Annotated in this window: 10 protein-coding genes; 6 read left to right on the top strand and 4 right to left on the bottom strand. The window is 64.3% G+C overall.

The genetic code is table 11. From position 1 onward, the window contains the following. Window positions 1-164 precede the first annotated feature (164 nt). The 6 genes from ACN2XU_RS08820 (at window position 165) to ACN2XU_RS08795 (ending at window position 8,349) form a co-directional block, all read left to right on the top strand. On the top strand, window positions 165-1,286 hold the full coding sequence (locus ACN2XU_RS08820) for a Gfo/Idh/MocA family protein (protein WP_419410061.1): 1,122 nt from the start codon (window positions 165-167) through the stop codon (window positions 1,284-1,286). Further along, entirely contained in the window at window positions 1,274-2,248 is a 975-nt protein-coding gene (locus ACN2XU_RS08815; RefSeq protein WP_419410060.1) for an NAD-dependent epimerase/dehydratase family protein, read from the top strand. Before ACN2XU_RS08820 ends, ACN2XU_RS08815 begins: the two co-directional genes overlap by 13 nt. Then, window positions 2,245-3,459, top strand: a complete 1,215-nt coding sequence (locus ACN2XU_RS08810; RefSeq protein WP_419410059.1) for a glycosyltransferase family 4 protein — start codon at window positions 2,245-2,247, stop codon at window positions 3,457-3,459. The genes ACN2XU_RS08815 and ACN2XU_RS08810 overlap by 4 nt, the downstream gene beginning before the upstream one ends. Next, window positions 3,456-4,415: a glycosyltransferase family 2 protein gene (locus ACN2XU_RS08805; protein WP_419410058.1), complete on the top strand. Its 960-nt coding sequence runs from the start codon at window positions 3,456-3,458 to the stop codon at window positions 4,413-4,415. Before ACN2XU_RS08810 ends, ACN2XU_RS08805 begins: the two co-directional genes overlap by 4 nt. 12 nt (window positions 4,416-4,427) lie before the next feature. Beyond that, complete coding sequence (locus ACN2XU_RS08800) at window positions 4,428-6,512, top strand: NAD-dependent epimerase/dehydratase family protein (RefSeq protein WP_419410057.1); 2,085 nt, start codon at window positions 4,428-4,430, stop codon at window positions 6,510-6,512. 211 nt (window positions 6,513-6,723) lie between these two features. After that, entirely contained in the window at window positions 6,724-8,349 is a 1,626-nt protein-coding gene (locus ACN2XU_RS08795; protein ID WP_419410056.1) for a CpsD/CapB family tyrosine-protein kinase, read from the top strand. A gap of 140 nt (window positions 8,350-8,489) precedes the next feature. On the opposite strand, the gene ACN2XU_RS08790 is transcribed toward ACN2XU_RS08795, so the two are convergent. The 4 genes from ACN2XU_RS08790 to ACN2XU_RS08775 all read right to left on the bottom strand — a co-directional run bounded on the left by ACN2XU_RS08790 (window position 8,490) and on the right by ACN2XU_RS08775 (window position 22,290). Continuing rightward, window positions 8,490-9,815 (bottom strand): Wzz/FepE/Etk N-terminal domain-containing protein, encoded by a 1,326-nt coding sequence (locus tag ACN2XU_RS08790; RefSeq protein ID WP_419410055.1) that lies wholly within the window; start codon window positions 9,813-9,815, stop codon window positions 8,490-8,492. 423 nt (window positions 9,816-10,238) lie between these two features. Then, on the bottom strand, window positions 10,239-14,852 hold the full coding sequence (locus ACN2XU_RS08785) for a MupA/Atu3671 family FMN-dependent luciferase-like monooxygenase (protein WP_419410054.1): 4,614 nt from the start codon (window positions 14,850-14,852) through the stop codon (window positions 10,239-10,241). A gap of 1 nt (window position 14,853) precedes the next feature. Then, window positions 14,854-15,846: a glycosyltransferase family 2 protein gene (locus tag ACN2XU_RS08780; RefSeq protein WP_419410053.1), complete on the bottom strand. Its 993-nt coding sequence runs from the start codon at window positions 15,844-15,846 to the stop codon at window positions 14,854-14,856. 3 nt (window positions 15,847-15,849) lie between these two features. Continuing rightward, window positions 15,850-22,290 carry a type I polyketide synthase gene (locus tag ACN2XU_RS08775; protein ID WP_419410052.1) on the bottom strand — a complete coding sequence of 2,147 codons (6,441 nt, stop codon included), beginning with the start codon at window positions 22,288-22,290 and terminating at the stop codon, window positions 15,850-15,852. Between the last annotated feature and the right edge of the window lie 100 nt (window positions 22,291-22,390).

Here is a 22,390-nt window from a genome sequence, read left to right as displayed (position 1 = left end):
GAGGGGTTTCACTTGGATTGTGCGAATTTCGAAAACCTGTCGAATTCTGGCCATCTTTGGCAATTAGGCAAGCGTCAGTTAACAGTGGGTAGAGCAGTGAAGCCCGAATTTCTGACGCGAACAGCCTGAATTCCGGGGCTTGGCCGCACTGGGGCAATTGGATCATGACACAGATCTTGATACTTGGCTGCGGTTTTGTGGCCGATCTCTATATGCGGTCTCTGGCGGCCATGCCGGATATCCGCGTGGCCGGGGTCTTCGACATCGACGCCGCACGGCTCGATCAGTTCTGTCGATTCTGGGCGGTGCCATCGCAACCCTCGTTCGAGGCGTTGATGGCTGCGGCGCCGGGGGCTTTGGTGCTGAACCTGACCAATCCCGATGCCCACTTTTCGACAACCCGCGCCTGTCTTGACGCGGGGCATCCGGTCTATTCCGAAAAACCGCTGGCCATGCGGCTCGATGATGCCAAGTCCTTGCACGCATTGGCTTTGGCCAAGGGTCTTATCCTCGCCTCCGCACCCTGTTCCGTTCTGGGAGAGGCGGCGCAGACGCTTGGTCATGCGCTTCGCAACGGCATCGCGGGTACGCCGCGCGCGATCTATGCCGAGCTGGATGATGGCTTCATTCCGCAGGCGGCCTATACTAGATGGACCTCCGAAAGCGGCGCCCCTTGGCCCTACGACGATGAATTTCGCGTGGGCTGTACCCTCGAACATGCCGGCTATTATCTTGGCTGGCTGATCGGCTGGTTCGGATCGGTCCGCACCGTTGTCGCCGCCAGCGCCGAGGTGGTGCCGGAGAAAGCCGGGACCGGCCCTTTTGCCCCCGATCTTTCCGTTGCGGCACTATTCTTTGAGAACGGCCCCGTTACCCGCCTGACCTGCAGCATTGTCGCCAAACACAACCATGCGATACGAATCACCGGGGATAAAGGGGTCCTCGGCTGTGATGCGGCATGGGACAACGCCGCGAAGGTGCGTTTTGCCCGGCGCATGACGGTTCGGCGGCGGCTGATGGAATCGCCGTTTCCGCGCCGCATTCGCCTATCGGGGCCGACCCACCCCAAGGTGAAACGCTGGGGCGCGGCGGCGATGAATTTCATGCTTGGCCCGGCGGAGGTGCTGGAGGCTCTGCGCGATGGCAGGGAGAGTCGCCTTGGCGGGGACTTCGCGCTACACATGACGGAGGTCACGCTTGCCATCCAGAACGCGGGCGAGCACAGCGGCGCCCAGGCCATGACCACCCGCTGCGCACCAATGGAGCCGATGCCATGGGCGATGTGAGCCGCATTCTGATTACCGGTGCCAGCGGCTTTGTCGGCGGCGCGGCGGTGCGCGCGGCGCGGGCGCGGGGCCTTTCGGTCATTGCGCAGTATCGCAGCCTGCCGCACGCCGCATGGCAGGACGACGCAGGGATTACGCCATTGCGGCTCGATCTGACGGCACCCGGCGCTGCAAACGCGCTCTCCGAGGTGATGCCGCAGGTGGACGCGATTATCCACGCCGCGGCGCATCTTGGCGACGATCCGGTTCAGCATGAACGGCTCAGCATCGGGGGCACCCGCGCTGTCCTGTCCGCCATGGCGGGGCAGGACGCCCGCTTCGTGCTCGTCTCCTCTATCGTGGTCTATGACATCATGGCGCTGAAGTCGGGGGACACCCTGGATGAGTCTTCTCCGACCGAAACGCCGGAGCGGGCCCGCGATCCCTATACCCGCGCCAAGCTCCAGCAGGAGGCTATGGTCGCGGAGGCGGTGCGCTCTGCATGGCTGATCCGTCCCGGCGCGGTCTGGGGTGAGGGCCGCACATGGCATGCCTTGCTGGGGTTCTGGGCCTCGAAGGTCTTTGTGCAGATTGGCGGCAATACGGGGGAATTGCCCGTGGTGCACGTGGACCACCTCGCTGAAATGCTGGTCAATGCGGTGCAGACCGCACCGACGGGGCTTGCGGCGCTGAACGCGCTGGATGATGACCGGCCGAACCGTGCACGGTTCATGGTCGCCCATCGCGCGCAGACCGGCTGGCCGAAATTTGTCGTGAGGGTGCCCTATGGACTCTGGTTCAGGCTGGTGGGTGCGCTGCGCCCTCTGTCCGGGCGCTTGCCGGGCCTGTTCCGAGAGCCAATCGTGCGCGCCCGGCTGATGCCATTGACCTATTCCAACGCCGCTCTGCGCGCTGTGCTTGGCGGCAAGGACAGCGCCCGCTTCGAGGACATGCTGGCCCGCAGCGTGGAGCGGCGGCGATGACCCTGCCCAAACTCGCTTATCTGACCGGGGAATATCCGCGCGCTTCCGACACTTTCATCCAACGGGAGGTCGCTGCCCTGCGCGCTCTCGGGCATGAAGTGCTGACCTGCTCGATCCGGACCACCGGGGCGGAGCATCTGGTCGGGCCGGAGCAGCGTGCAGAGCATCAAGGCACGGTGAAGGTGCTGGACGCCTGCAAATCTCCGCTGCGGCTGCTCAAGGCGCATGGGCGTTGGCTTCGGGCACCGAGCCGCTATTTCCGGGCGCTCAAACTGGCGTGGCAGACCGCGCCGAAGGGCGTGAAAGGCCGCGTCTACAACCTGATCTACTTCGCAGAGGCGGGGGTTCTGGCCGACGAACTGGCCAATCGGGGCGTGCAGCACCTGCACAACCACATCGCCAAGGCTTCCTGCACCGTGGCGATGCTGGCCTCCGCGCTCTGCGGTATTCCCTACAGCTTTACCATTCACGGCCCCGACATCTTTTTCGAACCGCACCACTGGCGCATTGACGAAAAGGCGGCGCGCGCGGCATTCGTGGTCTGCATCTCCGATTTTTGCCGGTCGCAACTGATGTGCTTTGCCGATCAAGCCCATTGGGATCGCTTTCACATCGTGCATTGCGGTGTGGAGCCCGACCGCTATGGCACTGCGGCCCATGACGGCGCGCGGCTGCTGTTCGTCGGCAGGCTGGCGGCGGTCAAGGGCCTGCCGGTACTGCTGGAGGCGCTCAAGGCGCTGCCCGGGGATTGGCGTCTGACGGTGATCGGCGACGGCCCGGACCGCGCGGCCCTGGAGGCGCAAGCCAAAGGCATGCCGGTCGATTTTCTCGGCTACAAAAGCCAGTCAGAGGTGGCCGACGTTCTGGCCAACACCGACGTTTTCGTCTTGCCGAGCTTTGCCGAGGGCGTGCCCGTGGTGTTGATGGAGGCGATGGCCTCTGGCGTGCCAGTGGTCACAACACGCATCGCCGGGGTGCCGGAATTGGTAGCGGATGGCTTCAGCGGACGCCTTGTCCCGCCCGGCGATGCGGCGCAGTTGGGCGCGGCCCTGACGGCTTTGTTAAGCGACCCGGACATGCGCCGCCGCATGGGGCGGGCCGGGCAGGGCACGGTGCGCGAGGACTTCAATATCCAGACCGAAGCCGCGCGTCTGTCCCGCCTGTTCTCCGGCTATGCCAATCACACGCCGCCAAAGGGGAAGCGCGCATGACGCCCGTCGACGTGGTCCTGATCGGGCGCAACGAGGGCGCGCGTCTGGTCGCCGCTCTGGACTCCGTTTTGGGTGCGGCGCGGCAGTTGGTCTATGTCGACAGCGGCTCCACCGACAGCAGCGTGGCGGAGGCAGAGCAACGCGGCGCAACGGTCGTGTCGCTGGACATGACCACGCCCTTCACCGCCGCCCGCGCCCGCAACGCCGGCTTCGACGCGCTCACTGATCCCCAGATCGTGCTGTTCATCGACGGGGACTGCGCCCTTGTTCCGGGTTTTCTCGACGCGGCCCGCGCGCATCTTCAGAGCAATCCAAAGCTTGGCCTCGTGACCGGCTGGCGCTCGGAAATTCATCGCGACGCCAGCCTCTACAATCAGCTGTGCGATTGGGAGTGGCGCCGTCCCGCCGGGAAAATCGACGCCTGTGGCGGGGACATGATGGTCCGCGCCGAGGCGTGGCAGCAGGTCGGCGGCATGAACCCGCAGGTGATCGCTGCCGAAGATGACGAATTTTGCACCCGCTTGCGCAAGGCGGGCTGGCAGCTCGACCGCATTCCGGTCGAGATGACCCGCCATGACGCCAATATGCTCAGCTTCAGGCAATGGTGGCGCCGGGCGGTGCGCACGGGCCATGGCTTTGCCCAGGTCGGTCACCTGCATCCTGAATATTTCCGGCGTGAGCGCAAACGCGCGCTGATCTACGGCGCGGCAGTACCGCTTCTGATCCCGGTCAGCGTGGTGATCTCCTGGTGGCTGCCACTGATCCTTCTGACGATTTATGAACTGAACTACCTGCGCACCGCGCAGGGGCTGATCCGCGACGGGCTGCCGTCGGACGAGGCCTTTCGTCACGCGTTTCTGCTCACCCTTTCGAAATTTCCCAATCTCATCGGCATGGCGCAATTTCACGTCCGGCGGCGGACCGGCCGCGCCATGCGCATCATTGAGTACAAGTAAAAGGCGTCTTCCATGTCCACCGAAACCCGCGTTGGCCTGATCGGGGCCGGATATATTGCAACCTGGCATGCCGAAGCCCTGGCCGCGACGCCCGGCGTGCGGATTGCCGCTGTCTGTGATCCCAATGAAACCGCCGCAACGGCGCTCGCGGCGGGATACTGTGCAAAAGTATATGCGGCTGTGGACGATTTGATTTCCGCCGGGGAATGCGACGCGGTGCATATCCTCACGCCGCCCCATTTACATAAGGAAATCGCGATTCAGTGCCTGCGCGGCGGCCTGGACGTGCTTGTGGAAAAACCTGTGGCTGAAAGTGCCGCAGAGACCGCCGAAATCGCCGAAGTCGCGCGCGAGACAGGCAAACGCTTCTCGGCAGGGCACAATTTCCTCGGCCTGCCGTCCTATCGCCGGATGAAGGACGACATGGCGTCCGGACTCTATGGACGTGTCTCGGGCTGCGAGATCACATGGGCGCTGCCGCTGGCGCCGCTGCGGTCCGGGCCGTTCAACCTTTGGCTCTTGCGGCAGCCGAAGAACCTGCTGCTCGAACTCGGTCCGCATCTCTTTGCCTTTGCCCGCGATCTCTTTGGTCCGGTCGAGGTGTTGCATGCACAGGCCGCGCGGCCCGTCGCCCTTCCCGGCGAAGACATGCGCCCGCAGGCCTTTCGCATTCTCGCCCGGGCCGGTGGGGTGGAGATCACCTTTACCCTGTCGATGGTGGAGACAACGGATGACCGCAGCGTCACTCTGCGCGGCTCCTCCGCTCGCGCGCGGCTGGATTATGCGCAGGATGTTCTGGTGGTCGAGCGCGAGAACGCCTCTGATCTGGTGGTCAACCCGCTTCGGCGGCAGTTGGACCTCTCGCGGCAGCATCTGTGGCAAGGAATGAAGAATGCCGCCGTGCAGCTGAAATCCCTGAACACAAAAAACCCCTACGGGCGCAGCTTTCGCGGGATGAACGCGGCGCTCTATGGCGGGGATGCCGACCCCTTCTCCGGAGCGGCGGCGGTGCAGGTGATGCGGGCCATAGACGATGCCATCGGCCTGCTCCCGGACGATGTGTTGCAAACCGCCGCCCCTGCCGTGCAGACCCGAAAGCCCAAACCAACCGCCATGGTCATCGGCGGCACCGGCTTTATCGGCCGCGCGCTGACGCGGCGTCTGGTGGCGGAGGGGCGGGATGTGCGTGTGCTGTCACGCGGGCGATCCGGGCCGTTCCCGGACCTTCCCGACAATGTCGAGACGGTCAGCGCCTCTTTGCATGATCTGGAAGGCCTGACAGAGGCGATGAAGGGCATGGATGTCGTTTTCAACCTCGCCAAGGCGTTGGAAACATCCTGGGCCGATTGCCTTGTGAATGATGTCGGTGTTGCCACGCGCGTTGGAATGGCCTGTGAGAAGGCCGGGGTCAGACGGCTGGTCTATACCGGCACCATCGCCAGCTATGACATGTCCGATCCGAACACGCGGATCACCGAGGACACCGGCTTTGCCGAGGACATGACGGACCGCAATCTCTATGCGCGCTCCAAAGCGGAATGCGAGAAAAAGCTGATGGCGCTGCACCGCGAGCGTGGCTTGCCGCTTGTCATCGCCCGCCCCGGAATCGTCGTGGGCGCGGGTGGCCCGCTGCAGCATTGGGGCATTGGCCGGTGGCACGGTGCGGGCGCGGTGCGCATCTGGGGCCACGGGCGGAACATCCTGCCCTTCGTGCTGAACGATGATATCGCGGACGGGCTGGTACGGATGATCGACGCGCCGGTGGAGGGAGAGAGCTTCAATCTGATCGGAGAGCCGATGTTGTCGGCGCGTGATTATTTCGACGCCATTCATGATGAACTCGGCGCGCGCATCCGCGTATCTTCCGGCAATCTGCACGCGTTTTTCGCGTCCGACGCGGTTAAATATGCGTTGAAGAAATATGCCCTCCGCCGCTCCGGGGTCATCCGGCCAAGCCTGTCCGATTGGAAGAGCCGCGCCCATTTCTCGCCCTTCGTGAACGAAAAACCGAAACGTCTCCTGGGATGGAAACCAGAGGCCGATCGCACCACTTTCATCAAGCGAGCCATCACGGAGGCCAATCTGTTTGGTTTCTGAGCGTGGTGGAATCTGGAAACAATCCCCCCGGAACGGTCTTATTCTGGACAGATTCCTTTGATGTAAGCAGATGGGACACCCTGTGTGCCGCAATTCGCGCCGGGAACCGGAGTTGAGCAGGTATGAATACCGACTATGATTTGAACAAGTCATGCGCGGGCGGCAATCTTGCCGCCAGCCCGGTATGCTTGATCCCGGAGGTCGGAGCGCGATGAACATGATGGACCGCCGTAAATTCAAACGAAAATTCCGCAAGACGGAGCCGGAGACAAACGCGGACGACGGCGCCACGATTGAGCCGCTTGAGAACCGCACCCAAAGGGTGGCCCGACAGGACCGCGACGCCGCCGAGCTTGACCGGCAAACGAAAGCGGCCGCCGAAGCGGAGCGCGCGGCGATCGCTTTGGCTGAACAGGAAAAAGCCGAAGAAGAACGCGCGCGTCAGTTGGAGCTCCAGCGCCGCAAGGCTGAGGCAAAGCGTCTGGCCGCGGCGAAGGCCGCGCGCGAGGCAGCCGAACAAGACGCGGCACGCCGGGCCGAGCAAGAGCGCCGGCGGGCCGAGGCAAAGCGTCTGGCCGAAGAGCGCGCTGCCCGTCAGGCGGCCGAAGCGGAGCGGCAACGCCGTGCCGACGAAAAGCGCCGCCACGAGGCAGAGGCCGCGCGCAAGGCCCGCGAAGAGGCGGATCGGCTCGAAGCAGAGGCCATCGAAACGGCGCGTCGCGAAGCAAGACTGGCCGAAGAGCAGGCGCGCAAGGACGCGGAATTGGCCCGCCAGAAAGAGGCTTTCGAGGCCAAGCGGCGCGCGCGGGAGGCGGCGCTGCGCCGCAAGGCCGAGGATGACGCAAAGATAGCCGAGCGGCAGACCGCAGAGCGCGCCGCGCGCCGTATGGCCCTGCGCGAAGAGGCCGAAAAGCGCGAGGCCGATGCCCGCGCCGTTCTGACTGCGCCGGCCACCCTGCCGAAGGAGCCGGCATCGACCGCCGGAAATGACGACGCGGTTCCGCCGATACTGACCAAACCGATCACTCCGGGACGCCCGAACCCAGCGCCTGAACCCCCGATTGATGTGCAACCGCAGCCTGAAGCCGCGCCCGCCCCGGCGCGCGATGCGGCTGCGACATGGCAGTCCCTGCGCGAGTTTGACGTGAGCGAAAGCCATCTCGCCGCGCAGCGTGTTATCACGGCAACCCGCGAAGATCCGGCTTATACGACATTCGATGTCCTGCGCACGCGGTTGCTGCAGGCGCTTGGGGAACACGGCTGGAAACGTGTCGCGATCACATCGCCGACCAAGGACTGCGGCAAGACGTTCACCGCCGCAAACCTCGCCATCAGCCTGTCGCGGCAGGAAAACTGCCGCACGCTCCTGCTCGATTGCGATATGCGGCGCCCGACCTTGCAAAAGGTTCTTGGGCGAAAGAACCCGGGTTCCATGGGCGACATGCTGCGCGGGAAACTAAAGCCGCAAGAGCACCTCGTCCGGATTGGGCAAAACAGGATCAACGCCGGGCGCAACATTGCGTTTGGCTTCAACGAGGTGGTCGAACCCTACGCCTCGGAGCTGCTGCAAGACCCGCGCACCGCCGCAACGCTCGACCGGATCGAGGAAGAACTGGCCCCCGATGTTGTGCTTTTTGATCTGCCGCCGGCGCTATACTACGACGATGTGATTGCATTCCGTCCGTTGTTTGACGGAGTCCTGTTGGTTGTCGGGGGGGGCATCACCACCGAAAAGGAAATCAAGGAAGTCGAACGCCGATTGGGCGAAGAGACGCCCTTGCTCGGTATGGTCCTGAACAAGGCCGAAAATACCGAAGTCGGGAAATATCAGTACTGAGCCGATCGCCTGCCCGGCCCCATGAAAAAACCCCCGAGCCTCGCGGCTGCGGGGGTTTTCCATCGTGATCCTGGCGTGTTCCACCCCGGCCATATCCCTGACACGGGCCCTACCAGATCACATGCGCTGTAGCTGCGCAGTCAGGACCGTGCGGTTCGGGGCAACAGGCGCCCCAGAAGCTCGGACCAGGAGATGCTGTTGCCGATCAGGCGGCCTGCGGCGTAGAGCATGGCCGCCAGCCCCGCCACCCAGCCAAAGATGCTCAGGCCACGGCGGGTGCGGTCATGGCGGGTCGACACGGTCGGGATCGCAACCACCGGCTGGATGCCGAGTATGCGCTCCATCTGTGCGGCGGAGCGGATCGCCGGGTTCATCAGCTCGGCGACGACGGCGACTGCGACACCGACGATCAGGCTGGCGACGGCACCCATGATGGCGGTCTTCTTGCGGCTGCGGGAAACCGAATTCTCGGGGACCAGCGCGGTTTCGAGCACCTCGAAGCGGTCCATCTGCTGACGATCTTCCAGGGCCTGGCCCATTTCCGCCTCGGCCTTGCGGCGGGAAATCACGCTGTACTGGTCCTGAAGGCGGGTCAGTTCACGCTCCATTCCGTTCAGGGCGCGCTCCACTTCCGGGGCACCGGAAATCTGCGCCTGGATCTGGGTAATGCGTTCGGTCACCAGAAGCTTCTGCTCTTCGAGAAGCTGAATGTTTGCCAGTTTGACCTCGTCGCGCTGACGCTCGGACGTGGTTTCGATGGTCAGGATCTGTTGATCGAGGTCGAGCGCGGCGTCCCGCAGGTTGGCCAGCTGATCACGCAGATCGGCAACACCGGCCGGAAGCTGATCGGAATTGGCGGATTTGAACAGGGCAATCGTTTCTTCCATCGCGGCGATTTCCTTGCCGACGCGGGCTTCTTCGGCATCGAAGAAATCGAGCGTGTCGCGGGCCCGGCTCACGGAGCGGTCACGGGACTGATCAATCACGGAATACATCAGCTCATTGGCAAGGTCGGCGGCCTTCTGCGGATCGTTCAGACGCACGGTGATCAGCAGGCCGGAGGGGGCATTGCCGCCAGCGGCGTAGATCTGCGACGGATCGACGATCTGATCAATGGAGGCAGCTTGGCGCATCTGGAAGATACGCTCGTTCAGGGAAATGTCGGGATTGTCCGTGAACAGGTTGTGCTTTTCCATGATGCGGATCAGGTTGTCGCGCGCCATCAATCGCTGTTCGATCAGACGCACCCGATGGGCGGCACCTTCAACGGCTGCGGTGGCACCGGCCAGTTGATCCGGCACGCTGGCGTCTTCGATCTGGACAACGGCGGTTGCCTCGAAGGTCTTGATCTGGCTGATGGCATAGTTGAGCGAGAGGACGCAGCCAACGAAGGTGATCAGCACGATCAGCCACGCGCGGCGCTTCAGGGCAGAGACAACTTCGTCAAGCGACTGGAACTGGTTCATTTTATTACTCCCGCAAAGTTGCCCCCAATGCGATGAAGATGACGTCATGGGTTGGCCCGGGTGTCGCCATCTTCATGTCACAATCTAACGACGCTGCCTTATTTGCGCCATGGTTTTCCGGAGGCTTTCAGGAAACAGTGCGTGTCTGGAATCGGGATTCCGAACACATTTTCGTCATAATTTCAGGAAATTAGCGGAGTCTTGGAGGTTTGGGGTCCGGGCTCTGCCTTACTCTCGTCACAATTGACTTCGGGTGGCCGCTCTCGCGCGAGAAAAAGGGAAAACTCCGCGCCCCAGTCTCGCCCGATTTTGCCCAAATGTGGCAAACAGCGCCCCATTCGGGCCGAATTTTGCGCTGCTTTCAGACGAAAAAGCCCGGGTGATTCTCTCACCCGGGCTTGCGTGTTCGGTTGTGTCGGTATGTCAGGCGCTGCGGCGCGCCCGCATTTCTCGGCGTCGGGCAATGGCCTTGGACCTGGCGGCGGCGCGTTCGTTTTGAATGGGCTCCGGTGCCGGGCGCACGGCGGGTGCCGCCGGGAGGGGCGTGGGCGTCACGGGCGGTTTCACCACGGGTTTGGGCCGCGTGAGCACGAGCGATCCGTCCAGAAGTGTTGCCACCTTGCCGGACAGATCGGCGAGCACGGGGAAGCGGAAAATGTCGGTGATCGACAGCTTGGCCGCACCCAGTTCTTCGCGGATGGCCCGATGTGCCTGCACCGCCAGAAGCGAATGCCCGCCAAGATCAAAGAAATTGTCACGCCCGGTGATCCCGGCAACGCCAAGGAACCGGGTCCAGATCGCGGCAATCGCGGTCTCGATCTCTGCTGAATTCTGCAGGTTGGGCTGCACGGCAGGCGAAATCTCTGCTGCGGGTACGGGCGGCGCGGCAGGGCGCTTGGCCTGCGCTGGCGCGCCGGGCGCGGGCAGGGCCTTGCGGTCCACTTTCTTGTTTGGTGTCAGCGGGAAAGCATCCAGTTGGACAAACCGCCCCGGCACCATGAAGCCGGGCAAATCGGCGCTCATCTTGGCCTTCAAGGCCGCCTCATCCTGCGCCGTGCCGGTGTAATACCCCACAAGCCGCAGATCCCCGGGCGTGTCTTCCCGTGCCATGACCACGGCTTGTGTCACATCGTCTTGCGATTCCAGAACCGCCTCGATTTCGCCAAGTTCGATGCGATAGCCGCGCAGCTTGACTTGATGATCGACGCGTCCAACAAAATCGATCGCCCCATCGGCGCGCCGCCGGACCAGATCGCCTGTGCGATACATGCGACCGCTGTGAAACGGGTTTTGAACAAAGCGTTCGGCGGTCAACTCGGGCTGCTCCCAATAGCCGCGCGTGACGCCCTCGCCGCCGATCCATAGCTCGCCTTCCTCGCCGATCCCGGCGGGCTGTAGTGCCGTATCCAGAACGTAAAGCTGTTGATTGGCCAGCGGGTAGCCGATGTTGACCACCGATGCCCCGGCCTCGGCCTTTTGGGTCGAAGACCAGATCGTGGTCTCCGTCGGCCCGTACATATTGGTTATGCCGGCCTCAGTGATCTCGCTGAACTCATCGACCAACGCACCGGGGAGCGGCTCCCCGCCAAAGTAAAGATGCTTCACGCCGCGCAAGGCCTGCCGCGCCTCATCATTCATCGCGAACATCCGCGCCATCGACGGCGTGCACTGCAGGTGCGTCACGCCATGACGCAGGATCTGTGCCGCGATGGAGAAATCGTCCGCCTCCGGCTCCGGCGCGCCCTTTGTCGCCTGCACCACCTCCGCGAGCGGCGTCAGCCCGTCCAGAACCACGTCCCGGTCGATGCCATAATCGATCAGGCAAGCAATTTCGTTGACGCCGATCCGCTTGACCTCCTCGGCCCGCGCCATGGCGTCCTCGACCGTGCCGAACAGACCGCTTTCGTTGAAATACCGCTCGAAGGCGAAGTCGAGAATCGCGTCCAGCTCCTCAGCCTCCAGCCCGTCAAGCTGCAGATCAAAAGCGTTGTTTACCCCCTCAGGCCGTTTGAAGGCGGGGAACGCCCAAGCATATTGCTTGATCAGGCCCGCCGCGGAATTGAGGTAATCCTTCATCGGCTGCCGTGCGATCTCCCGCGCCTGCTCCCGCGTCTCGGCCAGATAGGTGTGCAGCATCAGCGTGACGGTGAAATCCTTCGGGTCATGTCCCGCCTCGCGCAACGCCTGATGGTACAGCTTGATCTTGCCGCCGACCTCCTCGACCGATTGGCCAAGCAGGTGCGTCAGCACGTTGCAGCCAAGCCGCCCGGCCTCTTTCCATGTCTCCGGATTGCCCGCCGTCGTCACCCAGACGGGCAATTCTTTCGACACCGGGCGCGGCTGCGTCACCACCGCGTGCGGCGTGCCGTCCTTGCGCGGAAACTCGACCGCTTCGCCACGCCAAAGGCGGCGGATCTGGTCAATGTTTTCGATCATCGCAGTCTTGTTGTCCGGCGGCGTATTTTCGGGCCGAAGGACGAAATCATCCGGTTGCCAGCCGCTGGCAATGGCCAGACCGGCGCGCCCGTTGGTCAGGTTGTCGATCACCGACCACTCTTCGGCGATCCGCGCGGGATGGTGCAAGGGCGCGACGACCGAGCCGGAGCGCACGCCGATCTGTTTCGTCACGGCCGCAACGGCAGCGCCCGTCACCGATGGGTTCGGATAGGGTCCGCCAAAGGCGTGGAAATGCCGTTCGGGCGTCCAGACCGCCACGAAATCGTGCTGATCCGCGAACTTCGCCCCTTCGAGAAGGAGCGTGTATTTGTCCCGCCCGACGCCGTCGTCATTGCCCCAATAATAGAGCGAAAACTGCATTCCGGCCCCGCTCGCGCCGAGCGGCCCTTTCGAGATCAGCCCGCGATCCTCATCCCCGGTCAGCACCACCTTGAACCCGCGCGCCGTTGTATAAAACAGCTCCAGCACCGAAATGTCGAAGGACAGCGACGTCACGGCCAGCCACGTCCCGCCATGATCGCGCACCACTTCATCCATACCGCGATAGAAGTTGAGCACATTGCGATGCTCGATCATCACGCCTTTCGGCTTGCCAGTGCTGCCGCTGGTGTAGATGAGATAGACGAGATCCTCCGGTCCGGAGATCTCCGGCAGGTTTTCGTTGGAGGCCGTATCCAGGCGCGGCTCCGCATCGAGCACCAGCAATTGCGCGTCATGCTTCGGCAAACTGGCCTCAAGCGCGGCTTGCGTCACGATCACCCGCGCATGGCTGTCTTCCACGAAATGCTGAAGCCTGTCAGCGGGATAGCTCGGGTCCATCGGCAGATAGGCCCCGCCCGCCTTCAGGACCGCCAAAGCCCCGGTCATCAGGTCCACGGACCGCCGGCAGCACAGCCCGACCACCTGACCCGGACCCACGCCCATCTCGCGCAGCACATGCGCGGCGCGGTTGGCGCGGGCGTTCAGCTGCGCATAGGTCAGGCTCAGCCCTTCGAAGACCAGCGCAACGGCCTCTGGCGTTTTCGCCACCTGCGCTTCGAAAGCGCGGTGCATCGTAAGCGTCCGGTCATGGTCCGTCGCCGTGTCGTTCCACTGGTACAGAACCAGATCCCGCTCTGCGTCCGGCAGGGCCTGCTCTGGCGCATGGACCAGCAATTCCAGCCGCGCGATCATCAGTTCGGCGGTCTGACTGGCAATCCTGCCGCTATCATAGGTCAGCTTCGGATGCGCCCCGAGGTCCACCGTCATCACCGTTCCCGGCACATGCCCCGCGTCCAGTGTAACCCCGATATGCGGCACCTCCGGCCAGCGCAGTTCCGGCGCGCGGGCGCTCAGATCAAGCGCGAAACTCCGCGCTTTCACGGCGTGATCCAGTCCGCTCGCCCGCTCTGCGGTCACACGCATGGGGGCCCAGGGCGAGACCAAGCCCGTCTGCGCCAGCCCGGCGATGTCCGCATCCGCAAAGGCCAGATCAAACGTGCCTGTCCCCCCGAGTCGCGCCGCCCATTTGGCCACCAGCGCAAGCCCGTCTTCTCCGGCAGGCAGGCTCAGCCCCCGTGTTTCGATGCTGTCCTGACCATGGCAGGCACCGGGCACCTGCACCGGTTTCAGATCGGCCAGGGCCACACGCCAGACGCTGTCCCGCGCGGCGATCCGTGCCCCTGCGGCGTCTGCTTGCGCCCGCTCCTCCTCGGTCAGCAAGGGCAGGGCATCGCCGTCCTTCGCCACGGCATGGGCATTCACGGGCGCCCCGCACAGACGCGTCACGGTTTCGATCTGCAGCGCACCGGAGCCACAGGCCACGGTCAGGTGATCCGCTGTCACCTCCAGCACCGTTCCGGGCGCGCCCATCCCCTCGGCCAGCCGCGTATGTCCGGCAAGCCAGAGCGCACCGCCCGCGCGGAATTTTGCCGCGCACAGCGGGTTCCAGTAACCGCCATGATCCAGCGCCCGCACAAGCCGGTCCAGATCCTCGGCCGGCTGCGTCCAATCCAGAAGGCCAAGCGCGGCGGGGCGATCCGTCAGCCCATGATAGCTGCGATGGGACAAATCCTGCCGCCGCCGCTGCAGGTCGCCGCTTTCCAGCTGATCCAGCAGCGCGGGAAAGCTCTCCATCGCGGCCTCATAGGCCTTGGTGTTCAGGGTCAGCGCGGTGTCGGTCCCGGTGATGTCGAAGTCCTGCGAGACCAGAACGTCGCCCTCATCCACCTCGCCCTCGATCAGGTGCCAGGAAATTCCATGCCGCGTTTCGCCCTCAAGCAAGGCCCAGACCGGCGCGTTCAGACCGGCATGGCGCGGCAGGGGACCATCGTGGAAATTCACCGCGCCGCGCGCGGGCAGCCGCAGCACATTGTCCGGAATGATCCGCAGGTTGGCAATCGACAGAAGCCAGTCGAACGCCTCGCCGTTCAGATCGCCTGGATCACGCAGGACCCGCAGTCCGCGCCCCTTTGCCCAATCCGCAACGTCGCTGGCCTCGGTGATGACCGCCCGCACTGTGTTGCCGCGCTCGAGCAGCCGCTCGGCGCAGCCGACCAAAAGCGATTCATTGCCCATCAGGACGCAGGAAAAGGCCGTCATCTCAATCACTCCACTTTGCTTCGGCAGCATCCATGGACGCCGCCCGGCGGGTCGGCAAAGGCCGGAACACCGCTTTGAAATCATGTACAATCAGATCGCGCAGAAATTTGGGCGGATCGGCGGGCGCCTTGCCCTGCACCAGCATCCGCAGCCGCCACAACGCCCCGCCGAACGCGTGCATGAGAGTGGCCAGCATCGCCGTGCCGCGCCCATGGTTTTTGGAAAAATAGTGCCATCGGCTGTCCAGCCAGTAGCCGGGAATACGGTCCCAGCGCTTCATCCCCGTCGATACGGACCCGATATGGGCCACGGCGCTGTCGCGCACGTAATGCGTCTCATGCCCGGCGCGGGCGGCGCGCAGGCACAGGTCCGTCTCTTCGAAATAGAGGAAAAACGTCTCGTCAAAGAGGCCGATCTGATCCAGCACCGATTGCCGCATCATCAGCGACGCGCCCGCCAGCCAATCGACGCGGCCGGTCCGCTCGGGCAGGGGCAGAGGCACGGCCTTGCCCTTCAGCAGCCGCGACACCGGGCCAAACCGCGCCGCGCCCTCCAGTTCGGACCAGACGGAGGGAAAGCGGAACGCCGTGATATGCGGATCGCCCGTCTCGCCGTGGATGAAACTTCCGGCAAGTCCGGCCTCCGGATGCGTCTCCAGATGTTCAAGCAAACGCCGGATCGCCTCGGGCGCGGGAAAGGCATCGGAATTCAGCAGATAGACGTAATCGGGCCGTGATCCGTCGGCCATCCCGGCCCGTATGCCGGTATTGTTGCCCGCGCCGAAGCCGCCGTTGCGGCCGGACTGGATCACCCGGACACCGGGCCAGTCCCGCGCCGCCGTGCGCAGCGCCTCGAAGGAGCCATCGCCGGAGGCATTGTCGACAATCACCAGCTCTGCGTCCAACCCCTGCAAAGCGACCAAAGCTGCCTTTGCCGCACGGATCGTCATGTCCGGCGTTCGGTAATTCAGCAGCACTGTCAGCAGCTTGGGCATTGGCTACTCCGCCGCCTGCGTCGGGAAGGTCACGACCTCGCCGTGGCCCATCGCCTGCGCCTCGGCCTCTTCGATGGCCTTGCGCATCAGTCCGGCAAGAACCCGCACATTCGGCTCCAGAACCATGCTGTCATGGTTCCCCGGCACCTCGTGCACCTCAATCTGCGGCAGCGTCTCGCCCCAGTCGTTGTCATCGAGAACATAGCTCCGCTCGGAATTCACCAGCCGTCCGCCGCTGACCGTCCATTTGCCCACCAGAGGCGGACGATAGAGCACCACGCGCCCTCCCCAAGGCTCGACTTCATAGCGGGCAATCGCGCCATAGAACGCAGCCTCGATTTCCGCATTGTGAAAGGCGTGATCGGCGCCCGTCTCCTCGGCGTGCCGCCGTTTGGCAAATTCCCAGGCGATGCGGTTCTTGGCCCAGATCAGCGGATACAGCGGGCCTTTTTCGCGCGCCTGATGCCACTGGATCAACAGCCGGTCCGGGGTGCTGAGCGGTCGGCGCCGGGGCAGGGGCGTGTCGAGCATGACGACCAAAGACACCGTCTCGCCCATCGCGTCCAATTGCTGCGCGATCTCATAGGCGGTGATGCCGCCGCCGGAGAAGCCGCCCAGCATGTACGGCCCCTCTGGTTGCACCTGCCGCAGTTCGGCAATGTAATCGCGCGCGGCCTCTTCGATCGTCGCATGCGGCGCTTCCCCGCCGAGCAACCCCTTGGCCTGCAAGCCATAAAACGGCCGGTCCGCACCCAGGAGATGGGCAAGGTGCCGCAGGTTCAGCACGTTGCCGAACATCCCCGCCACAAGGAAAAACGGCTGCCGCGCACCGCCATCGCCATCGTGCATGGCGACAAGGTGCTTGAACCGGCGTTCCGGTTTCGCATCCGTCGGAGCATCAGACGTTGCCTCCACATGCCCGGTCTGCTCCGCGATCAGCGCCGCGCAGGTGCGGATCGTCGGGGCTTGAAAGAGCACGGAAATCGGGAAATCCACGCGGAACGCTTTCTTGACCATGGCAAACAGCCGCACCGCGATGAGGCTATGCCCGCCGAGATCGAAAAAGCTGTCCTCCGCACCGACGTTCTGCACGCCAAGCAGGTCTTCCCAGAAACCGGCAAGCGTCTGTTCGATCTCTCCCTCGGGGGCCACGTAATCGCCATCCAGTTGCGGCCGCTCGAATTTTTGCGTTTCCCCCGTCACGTCGCTGCTGGCCGCCGTTTGCCGGGTCAGCGCGTCCAGATCCATGGAGGAGACCACCACCTGCGGCAGGTTCAGCGCCAGCGCGGCGTGGAACGCCCGCACGCCCTCCGCCGGGAGAATCCCCTGCGACAGATTGTGCGCCAGCCGTTCCTCTGCCGGTGACAGAGGTTGCGCCGCGCCGGTGTCGTCCACTTCCAGTTCGGAGGCGCTCAGAGGCGGGGCGCTTTTCAACACATCGAGCGAGGCCAGTTTGCGGATGGTAAAGCCGGTGATCTCCACCAGAACCGCCCCGTCCTCATCACACAGCGTCACATCGAAGCCGGCGGTCTCACCGCTGGCCTTGTTCTCTGCCGCATTGCGCACCCAGCTGACGACACGCTCCGGCAACGCGCCATGGACCCGGACGCGGCCATAGCGCACCGGCGCCCAGAGATGCGTGGGTTGCCAGCCGTCGATCAGCGCCATGGCCCAGCCGGTGGCAATATCCATCAGCGCAGGATGCAACAGGCAGCCATCGTCCCGCGCGGCCTGAGGCAAGGACAGCGTCGCGATCCCTTCGTCGATCCCGAAGGCCTGGCTGTCCAGCACTTTCCAGCGCGGGCCGAACCGCAGCAGCAATTCCTGCGCGGCGGGCAGTTTGCCGCCGCCTTCCGCCACCACCGGCGCGCCGCAGCGGGCGCGAATCGCGGTCAGGTCGATGGTCTCGGGCCGCGCCATCGGCAGCAATGAAATCGCACCATCCGCCGTCAGGGCAAACCCCTGCCGCCCGTTCAGCGCCGCATCGGCCAGCACCGCAAAGCCATAGCCGCGATCATTGCGCGTCAGCCGCACTTTCACATCCCGCGCCGCGCCATCGGCGATCCGCAACGGCCGCAGGAAGTTCAGGTCGCGCAGCTCGAACGGGCCTTCTTCGTGATGCGCCCTGAGGGCATGGGCGGCAAGGGTCAGGTACCCCGTGCCCGGCAGCAGCGCGTCGCCCGCCTTCGTCCGGTGTTCGTCGATGAACCAGTCGCGCGCGGAATAGCGGGCAGTGAAGGTCCGGTTGCCCTGCGCATCAAAGCTGGCCTCGTCCAGCATCGGCAGGTCAACGGGCGTGACCGGCGCGGCGGGCAGGTCCCCGGTGCGCGCGGTGACGGCCTCTGCGGCCATGCCGACCTCGTTCCAGATACCCCAGTTGATCGCGACGACCTTCGTTTTGCCGCCGGACCGCGATCGGGCAAAGGCGTTGAGGAACTCGTTTGCTGCAATGTAATCCACCTGTCCCGCGGGCGCAGTGACGGTGGAGGAGGACGCAAAGAGCGCGATCCACTCCACGGAGCCATCCGGGAAAACCTGCCCCAGCACCTCTGTTCCGTGGATCTTCGGGGTAAAGACGTCTTCGATCGTCGCGGGTGTCTTGGTCAGCAGTGGCGCGTCCTTGATGACGCCGGCGCCGTGGATCACCCCGGTGATCGTGCCAAATCGCTGTTCGGCATCGTCCTTGACCCGCTGCATCTGCGCCGCGTTGCAGACATCGGCGGCGACGACCATGACCTCCGCCCCGGCCTGCTCCAGCTGTTCCACGGCACGAATGCGCCGCGCCAGGGGATCGCTCGGCGCGTGCCGTGTCAGGTAATCAGCCCAGGTTTGCCGGTCCGGCAGGGCCCTGCGCGCCAGCAGAACCAACCTGGCGCCCTTGGCGGCGAAATCCTGCGCCAGCGTCAGGCCGATCCCGCCGAACCCGCCGGTGATCAGGATGACGCCCCCGGAGGCTTTTGGCAGGTCCGGTTCCAGGGCCACGGGCCGCATCGCGCATTCAAACCGGCGATCACCGCGCAGCGCGGCAATGGCGCCGGAGGGCGCGCTCATCATCTCTTCGAGCACGCGATCCGTCAGCGTGTCCAAAGCCGCCGCATGGGCCGCCCTGGCCCGGTTGCGCGTCCAGACCGGTCCCTCTGCCTGCACGGGCAGCACCACGTCGAGCGTGGAGACCGTCATGCCCGGCAATTCGCGCGGGATCACGCGGGCCGGGCCGGCCACCGTTGCCTTGCCCGGATAGGGCAGCGCTTCGTCCCGCAGTTTGGCCGCGCCATTCGTGAAGACCGTGACGTGTGGCTTGGCGGTGCCCTCCTCGGCCAAAGCCTGCGCCAGGAACATCAGGGAATAGAAGCCCTGCTCCTGTACCCGGTGGAAGAAGGACGAGCCGGGGCGGTGCGATTCGTCCGCCGTTACCATCCAGAAATGCGCCACGCGGGTCGGCACCACGCCATTCTGCGCCAGATCGGCAAGCAAAAGGTCATAGCCTTCGCGCCCACGCTCCGGTGACAGGATATAGAGATCACCCGAGAGCCGCTGGAACGTGTCGCCCACGCGGACCTCGACAACAGTGTGGCCAGCCCTGCGCAATCTGGCGATGGCACCAATGGCCAGCCCGGCATCATCGACAAAGATCAGCCAGGTTTGCGGCTCCGCGTCCTTGAGATCGGCAAGATCCACGTCGAGCTCGGCGGCCCGCGGCCTCCAGACCGGTTTCCATCCCCAGCCGGAGACATCTTCATTGCGCATCAGGAACTGCGGCGCGGCCTCTGTCGTCGTCTTGCCCGGCGCGATGAAATATGGGGCCCGTTGGAACGCATAGGTCGGCAGCACCACGCGGTTGCGCCGCGCGCCGCCCCAGATCTGCTCCCAATCCACCTCCGCGCCCAGAGCCGAAAGCCGGCCGAGCACTTCGAACAGGTGTTTGTCGTCGGCGATCGGATCGTCGGGATGGCGCAGGCTGCTCAGCACCTGATTGGCGCTGACGCTCTCATGTTGGCGGGCGAGGGAGGACAGCGCCTTGCCCGGCCCGACCTCAAGGAAAACCCGGTTTTCCTGCGCCAGTGTCCCGACGCATTTGGCGAAATAGACCGTGCCGCGCAGATGCTCGGTCCAGTAATCCGGGCTTGTCGCCTGCGCGTCCGTCATCATCTCCCCGGTGCGGTTGGAGGTCAGCGGTATTTGCGGCGGGCTGAGCGGGATCGAGGCGAGATAGGCGCGGAACTCCGCGAGGATCGGCTCCAGCATCCGGCTGTGTGCGGCGATGTCGATGCCGATGCGCTGGCAGTCGATACCTTCGGCCTTGAGGCGCACTTCCAGATCGTCGAGCGCCGCCTGAGGTCCCGACGCCACGCACAGGTTCGGCGCATTTTCGGCCCCCAGATCGAGGGCGTCGTTAAGAAATTGTTTAATGTTGTCAGCTGACAATGCGACGGAGAGCATCCCGCCCGCAGGCACCGTGTCGAACAACCGGCCGCGCAGATGGACGAGGCCGATACAGTCCTCGAACCCCATGACACCGGCCACGCAGGCCGCCGTGTTCTCTCCCATGGAATGACCCGCGAGGACGGCAGGCACCACGCCCCAGCTCATCCAGAGTTGCGCCAGCGCGTATTCGCAAATCATGATCAGCGGCAGCTGCAGGCTTGGCTTTTGCAGCGCCTTGTCGGCCTCTGCCGTGTCGCCCCCGGGCAGCCAGAGCCCGCGCATATCCACATCGCTCAGCGTCGCGAGGTGGTCCAGACCCTTGTCCATCCACTCGGCAAAGACCGGCTCGGTCTCGTAGAGATCCCGCGCCATCCCGGCGTATTGCGCGCCGCCACCGGGGAACAGGAATGCCACGTCGGGCCGGTCGAGCGCCTTGTGCTGGAAAACCCGGCGCGGATTGCCTTCGTCCAGCAGTCTGGCCGCCTCTGCGTGGCTGTCTGCGACGACAACCATGCGCCGTTCAAAGGCGCGGCGCCCGACCTTGAGCGTATAGGCGACATCGGCCAGAGATTGCTCCGGATGCGCCCGCAGGTGGGCGGCCAGCCGCTGTGCATTGCTCTCAAGTGCTGCCTTGTTGCGCCCTGAAAGGGTCAGGATCTGGAAGGGGAAATCGCTGTCTTCGGATGCGATGCGCTCCGGTGCCTCTTCCAGAACCACATGCGCGTTGGTCCCGCCGACGCCAAGTGAATTGACCCCGGCGCGGCGCGGATGGTCGCCCCGTTTCCAGTCCGTCAGGCGATCGTTCACCCGAAACGGCGAGGCTTCGAAATCAATCGCCGGGTTCGGTTTTTCAAACCCGAGCGACGGCGGCATTTGTTTGTGGTGCAGCGCAAGACTTGTCTTCACGAGACTCGCCACCCCCGCCGCCGTATCCAGATGGCCGATGTTGGTTTTTACGCTGCCAATCCGGCAATGGCCCACGCCGTCGCCACTCTCGGCAAAGGCCTGCGTCAGGGCGGCCACTTCGATGGGATCGCCAAGATAGGTCCCGGTGCCATGACATTCGATGTAATCGATTGTATCCGAGGAGACCCCGGCAATTGCCTGCGCCTCCGCCACCGCGGCCGCCTGTCCATCGACGGAAGGCGCCAGATACCCGGCCTTCTGCGCGCCATCGTTGTTGACCGCCGTGCCCTTGATCACGGCCCAGATGTGATCGCCATCCGCCACTGCATCCGCCATCCGGCGCAGCACGACGACGCCCGCACCCGAGCCGAAGACCGTGCCCTGTGCGCGATGATCGAAGGCATGACAGGCGCCATCGGGCGACAGGATTTCGTTTTCCTTGTAGAGATACCCCCGCCCCTGCGGCAGTTCGATGGTCACGCCACCGGCAAGCGCCATGTCGCATTCGCCATTCAGCAGCGCCTGCACCGCGTAATGCGTCGCCACGAGCGAGGTCGAACAGGCGGTCTGCAGGTTGATCGAGGGGCCGTGCAGGTCGAGCACATGGCTGAGCCGGGTGGTCATGAAGTCCTTGTCGTTGCCCGTGTGGCGCAGCAGGAACATGCCCGTGTTTTCAACGAGATCAGGGTTCGAGCAGACGTTGAAGTAGAAATAACTCCCCATGCCGCAACCGGCAAAGACGCCGACCTGTCCGGGGAAGTTTTCCGGAACATGGCCCGCCGTTTCCAACGCCTCCCAGGCGCATTCGAGGAACTGGCGGTGCTGCGGGTCCATGATCATGGCTTCCTTCGGGGAAAACCCGAAGAACTCCGCGTCGAAGTGTTCGAAATCATCCAGCGGCGCGGCGAAGGGCACGTAATCGCGGTGGCGGATCAGACCGGGATCTTCGCCCGCGGCTTTCAGATCCTCTTCGGACAGCCGCCGGATCGACGATACCCCGTCCCGCAGGTTGCGCCAGTATTCGGCAATACCCGATGATCCGGGAAGGTGCGTGGCCATCCCGACAATGGCGATGTCATTCTCGCCATACTGTTGTGCGGTGTTCCCCGACATATACTGTTACCCCGCCACCTTTCTACATCACCACTAAATTAAAGGGATGCGGGGAAAATGCGGCGTTTTTTAGGAATCCGACCCGGCTGTCGCCCAGTTC

The sequence above is a fragment of the Pacificoceanicola niger genome, from assembly GCF_048553275.1.
In the GTDB taxonomy this organism is placed as follows: domain Bacteria; phylum Pseudomonadota; class Alphaproteobacteria; order Rhodobacterales; family Rhodobacteraceae; genus Pacificoceanicola.
Note: the sequence above shows the minus strand (reverse complement) of the source record. Positions and strands in the feature narration are given on the sequence as shown.

Bases quoted from the DNA above. Each gene is read 5' to 3' on its own strand.
- ACN2XU_RS08820 (WP_419410061.1), top strand. From the start codon at position 165: ATGACACAGATCTTGATACTTGGCTGCGGTTTTGTGGCCGATCTCTAT.
- ACN2XU_RS08815 (WP_419410060.1), top strand. From the start codon at position 1,274: ATGGGCGATGTGAGCCGCATTCTGATTACCGGTGCCAGCGGCTTTGTC.
- ACN2XU_RS08810 (WP_419410059.1), top strand. From the start codon at position 2,245: ATGACCCTGCCCAAACTCGCTTATCTGACCGGGGAATATCCGCGCGCT.
- ACN2XU_RS08805 (WP_419410058.1), top strand. From the start codon at position 3,456: ATGACGCCCGTCGACGTGGTCCTGATCGGGCGCAACGAGGGCGCGCGT.
- ACN2XU_RS08800 (WP_419410057.1), top strand. From the start codon at position 4,428: ATGTCCACCGAAACCCGCGTTGGCCTGATCGGGGCCGGATATATTGCA.
- ACN2XU_RS08795 (WP_419410056.1), top strand. From the start codon at position 6,724: ATGAACATGATGGACCGCCGTAAATTCAAACGAAAATTCCGCAAGACG.
- ACN2XU_RS08790 (WP_419410055.1), bottom strand. From the start codon at position 9,815: ATGAACCAGTTCCAGTCGCTTGACGAAGTTGTCTCTGCCCTGAAGCGC.
- ACN2XU_RS08785 (WP_419410054.1), bottom strand. From the start codon at position 14,852: ATGACGGCCTTTTCCTGCGTCCTGATGGGCAATGAATCGCTTTTGGTC.
- ACN2XU_RS08780 (WP_419410053.1), bottom strand. From the start codon at position 15,846: ATGCCCAAGCTGCTGACAGTGCTGCTGAATTACCGAACGCCGGACATG.
- ACN2XU_RS08775 (WP_419410052.1), bottom strand. From the start codon at position 22,290: ATGTCGGGGAACACCGCACAACAGTATGGCGAGAATGACATCGCCATT.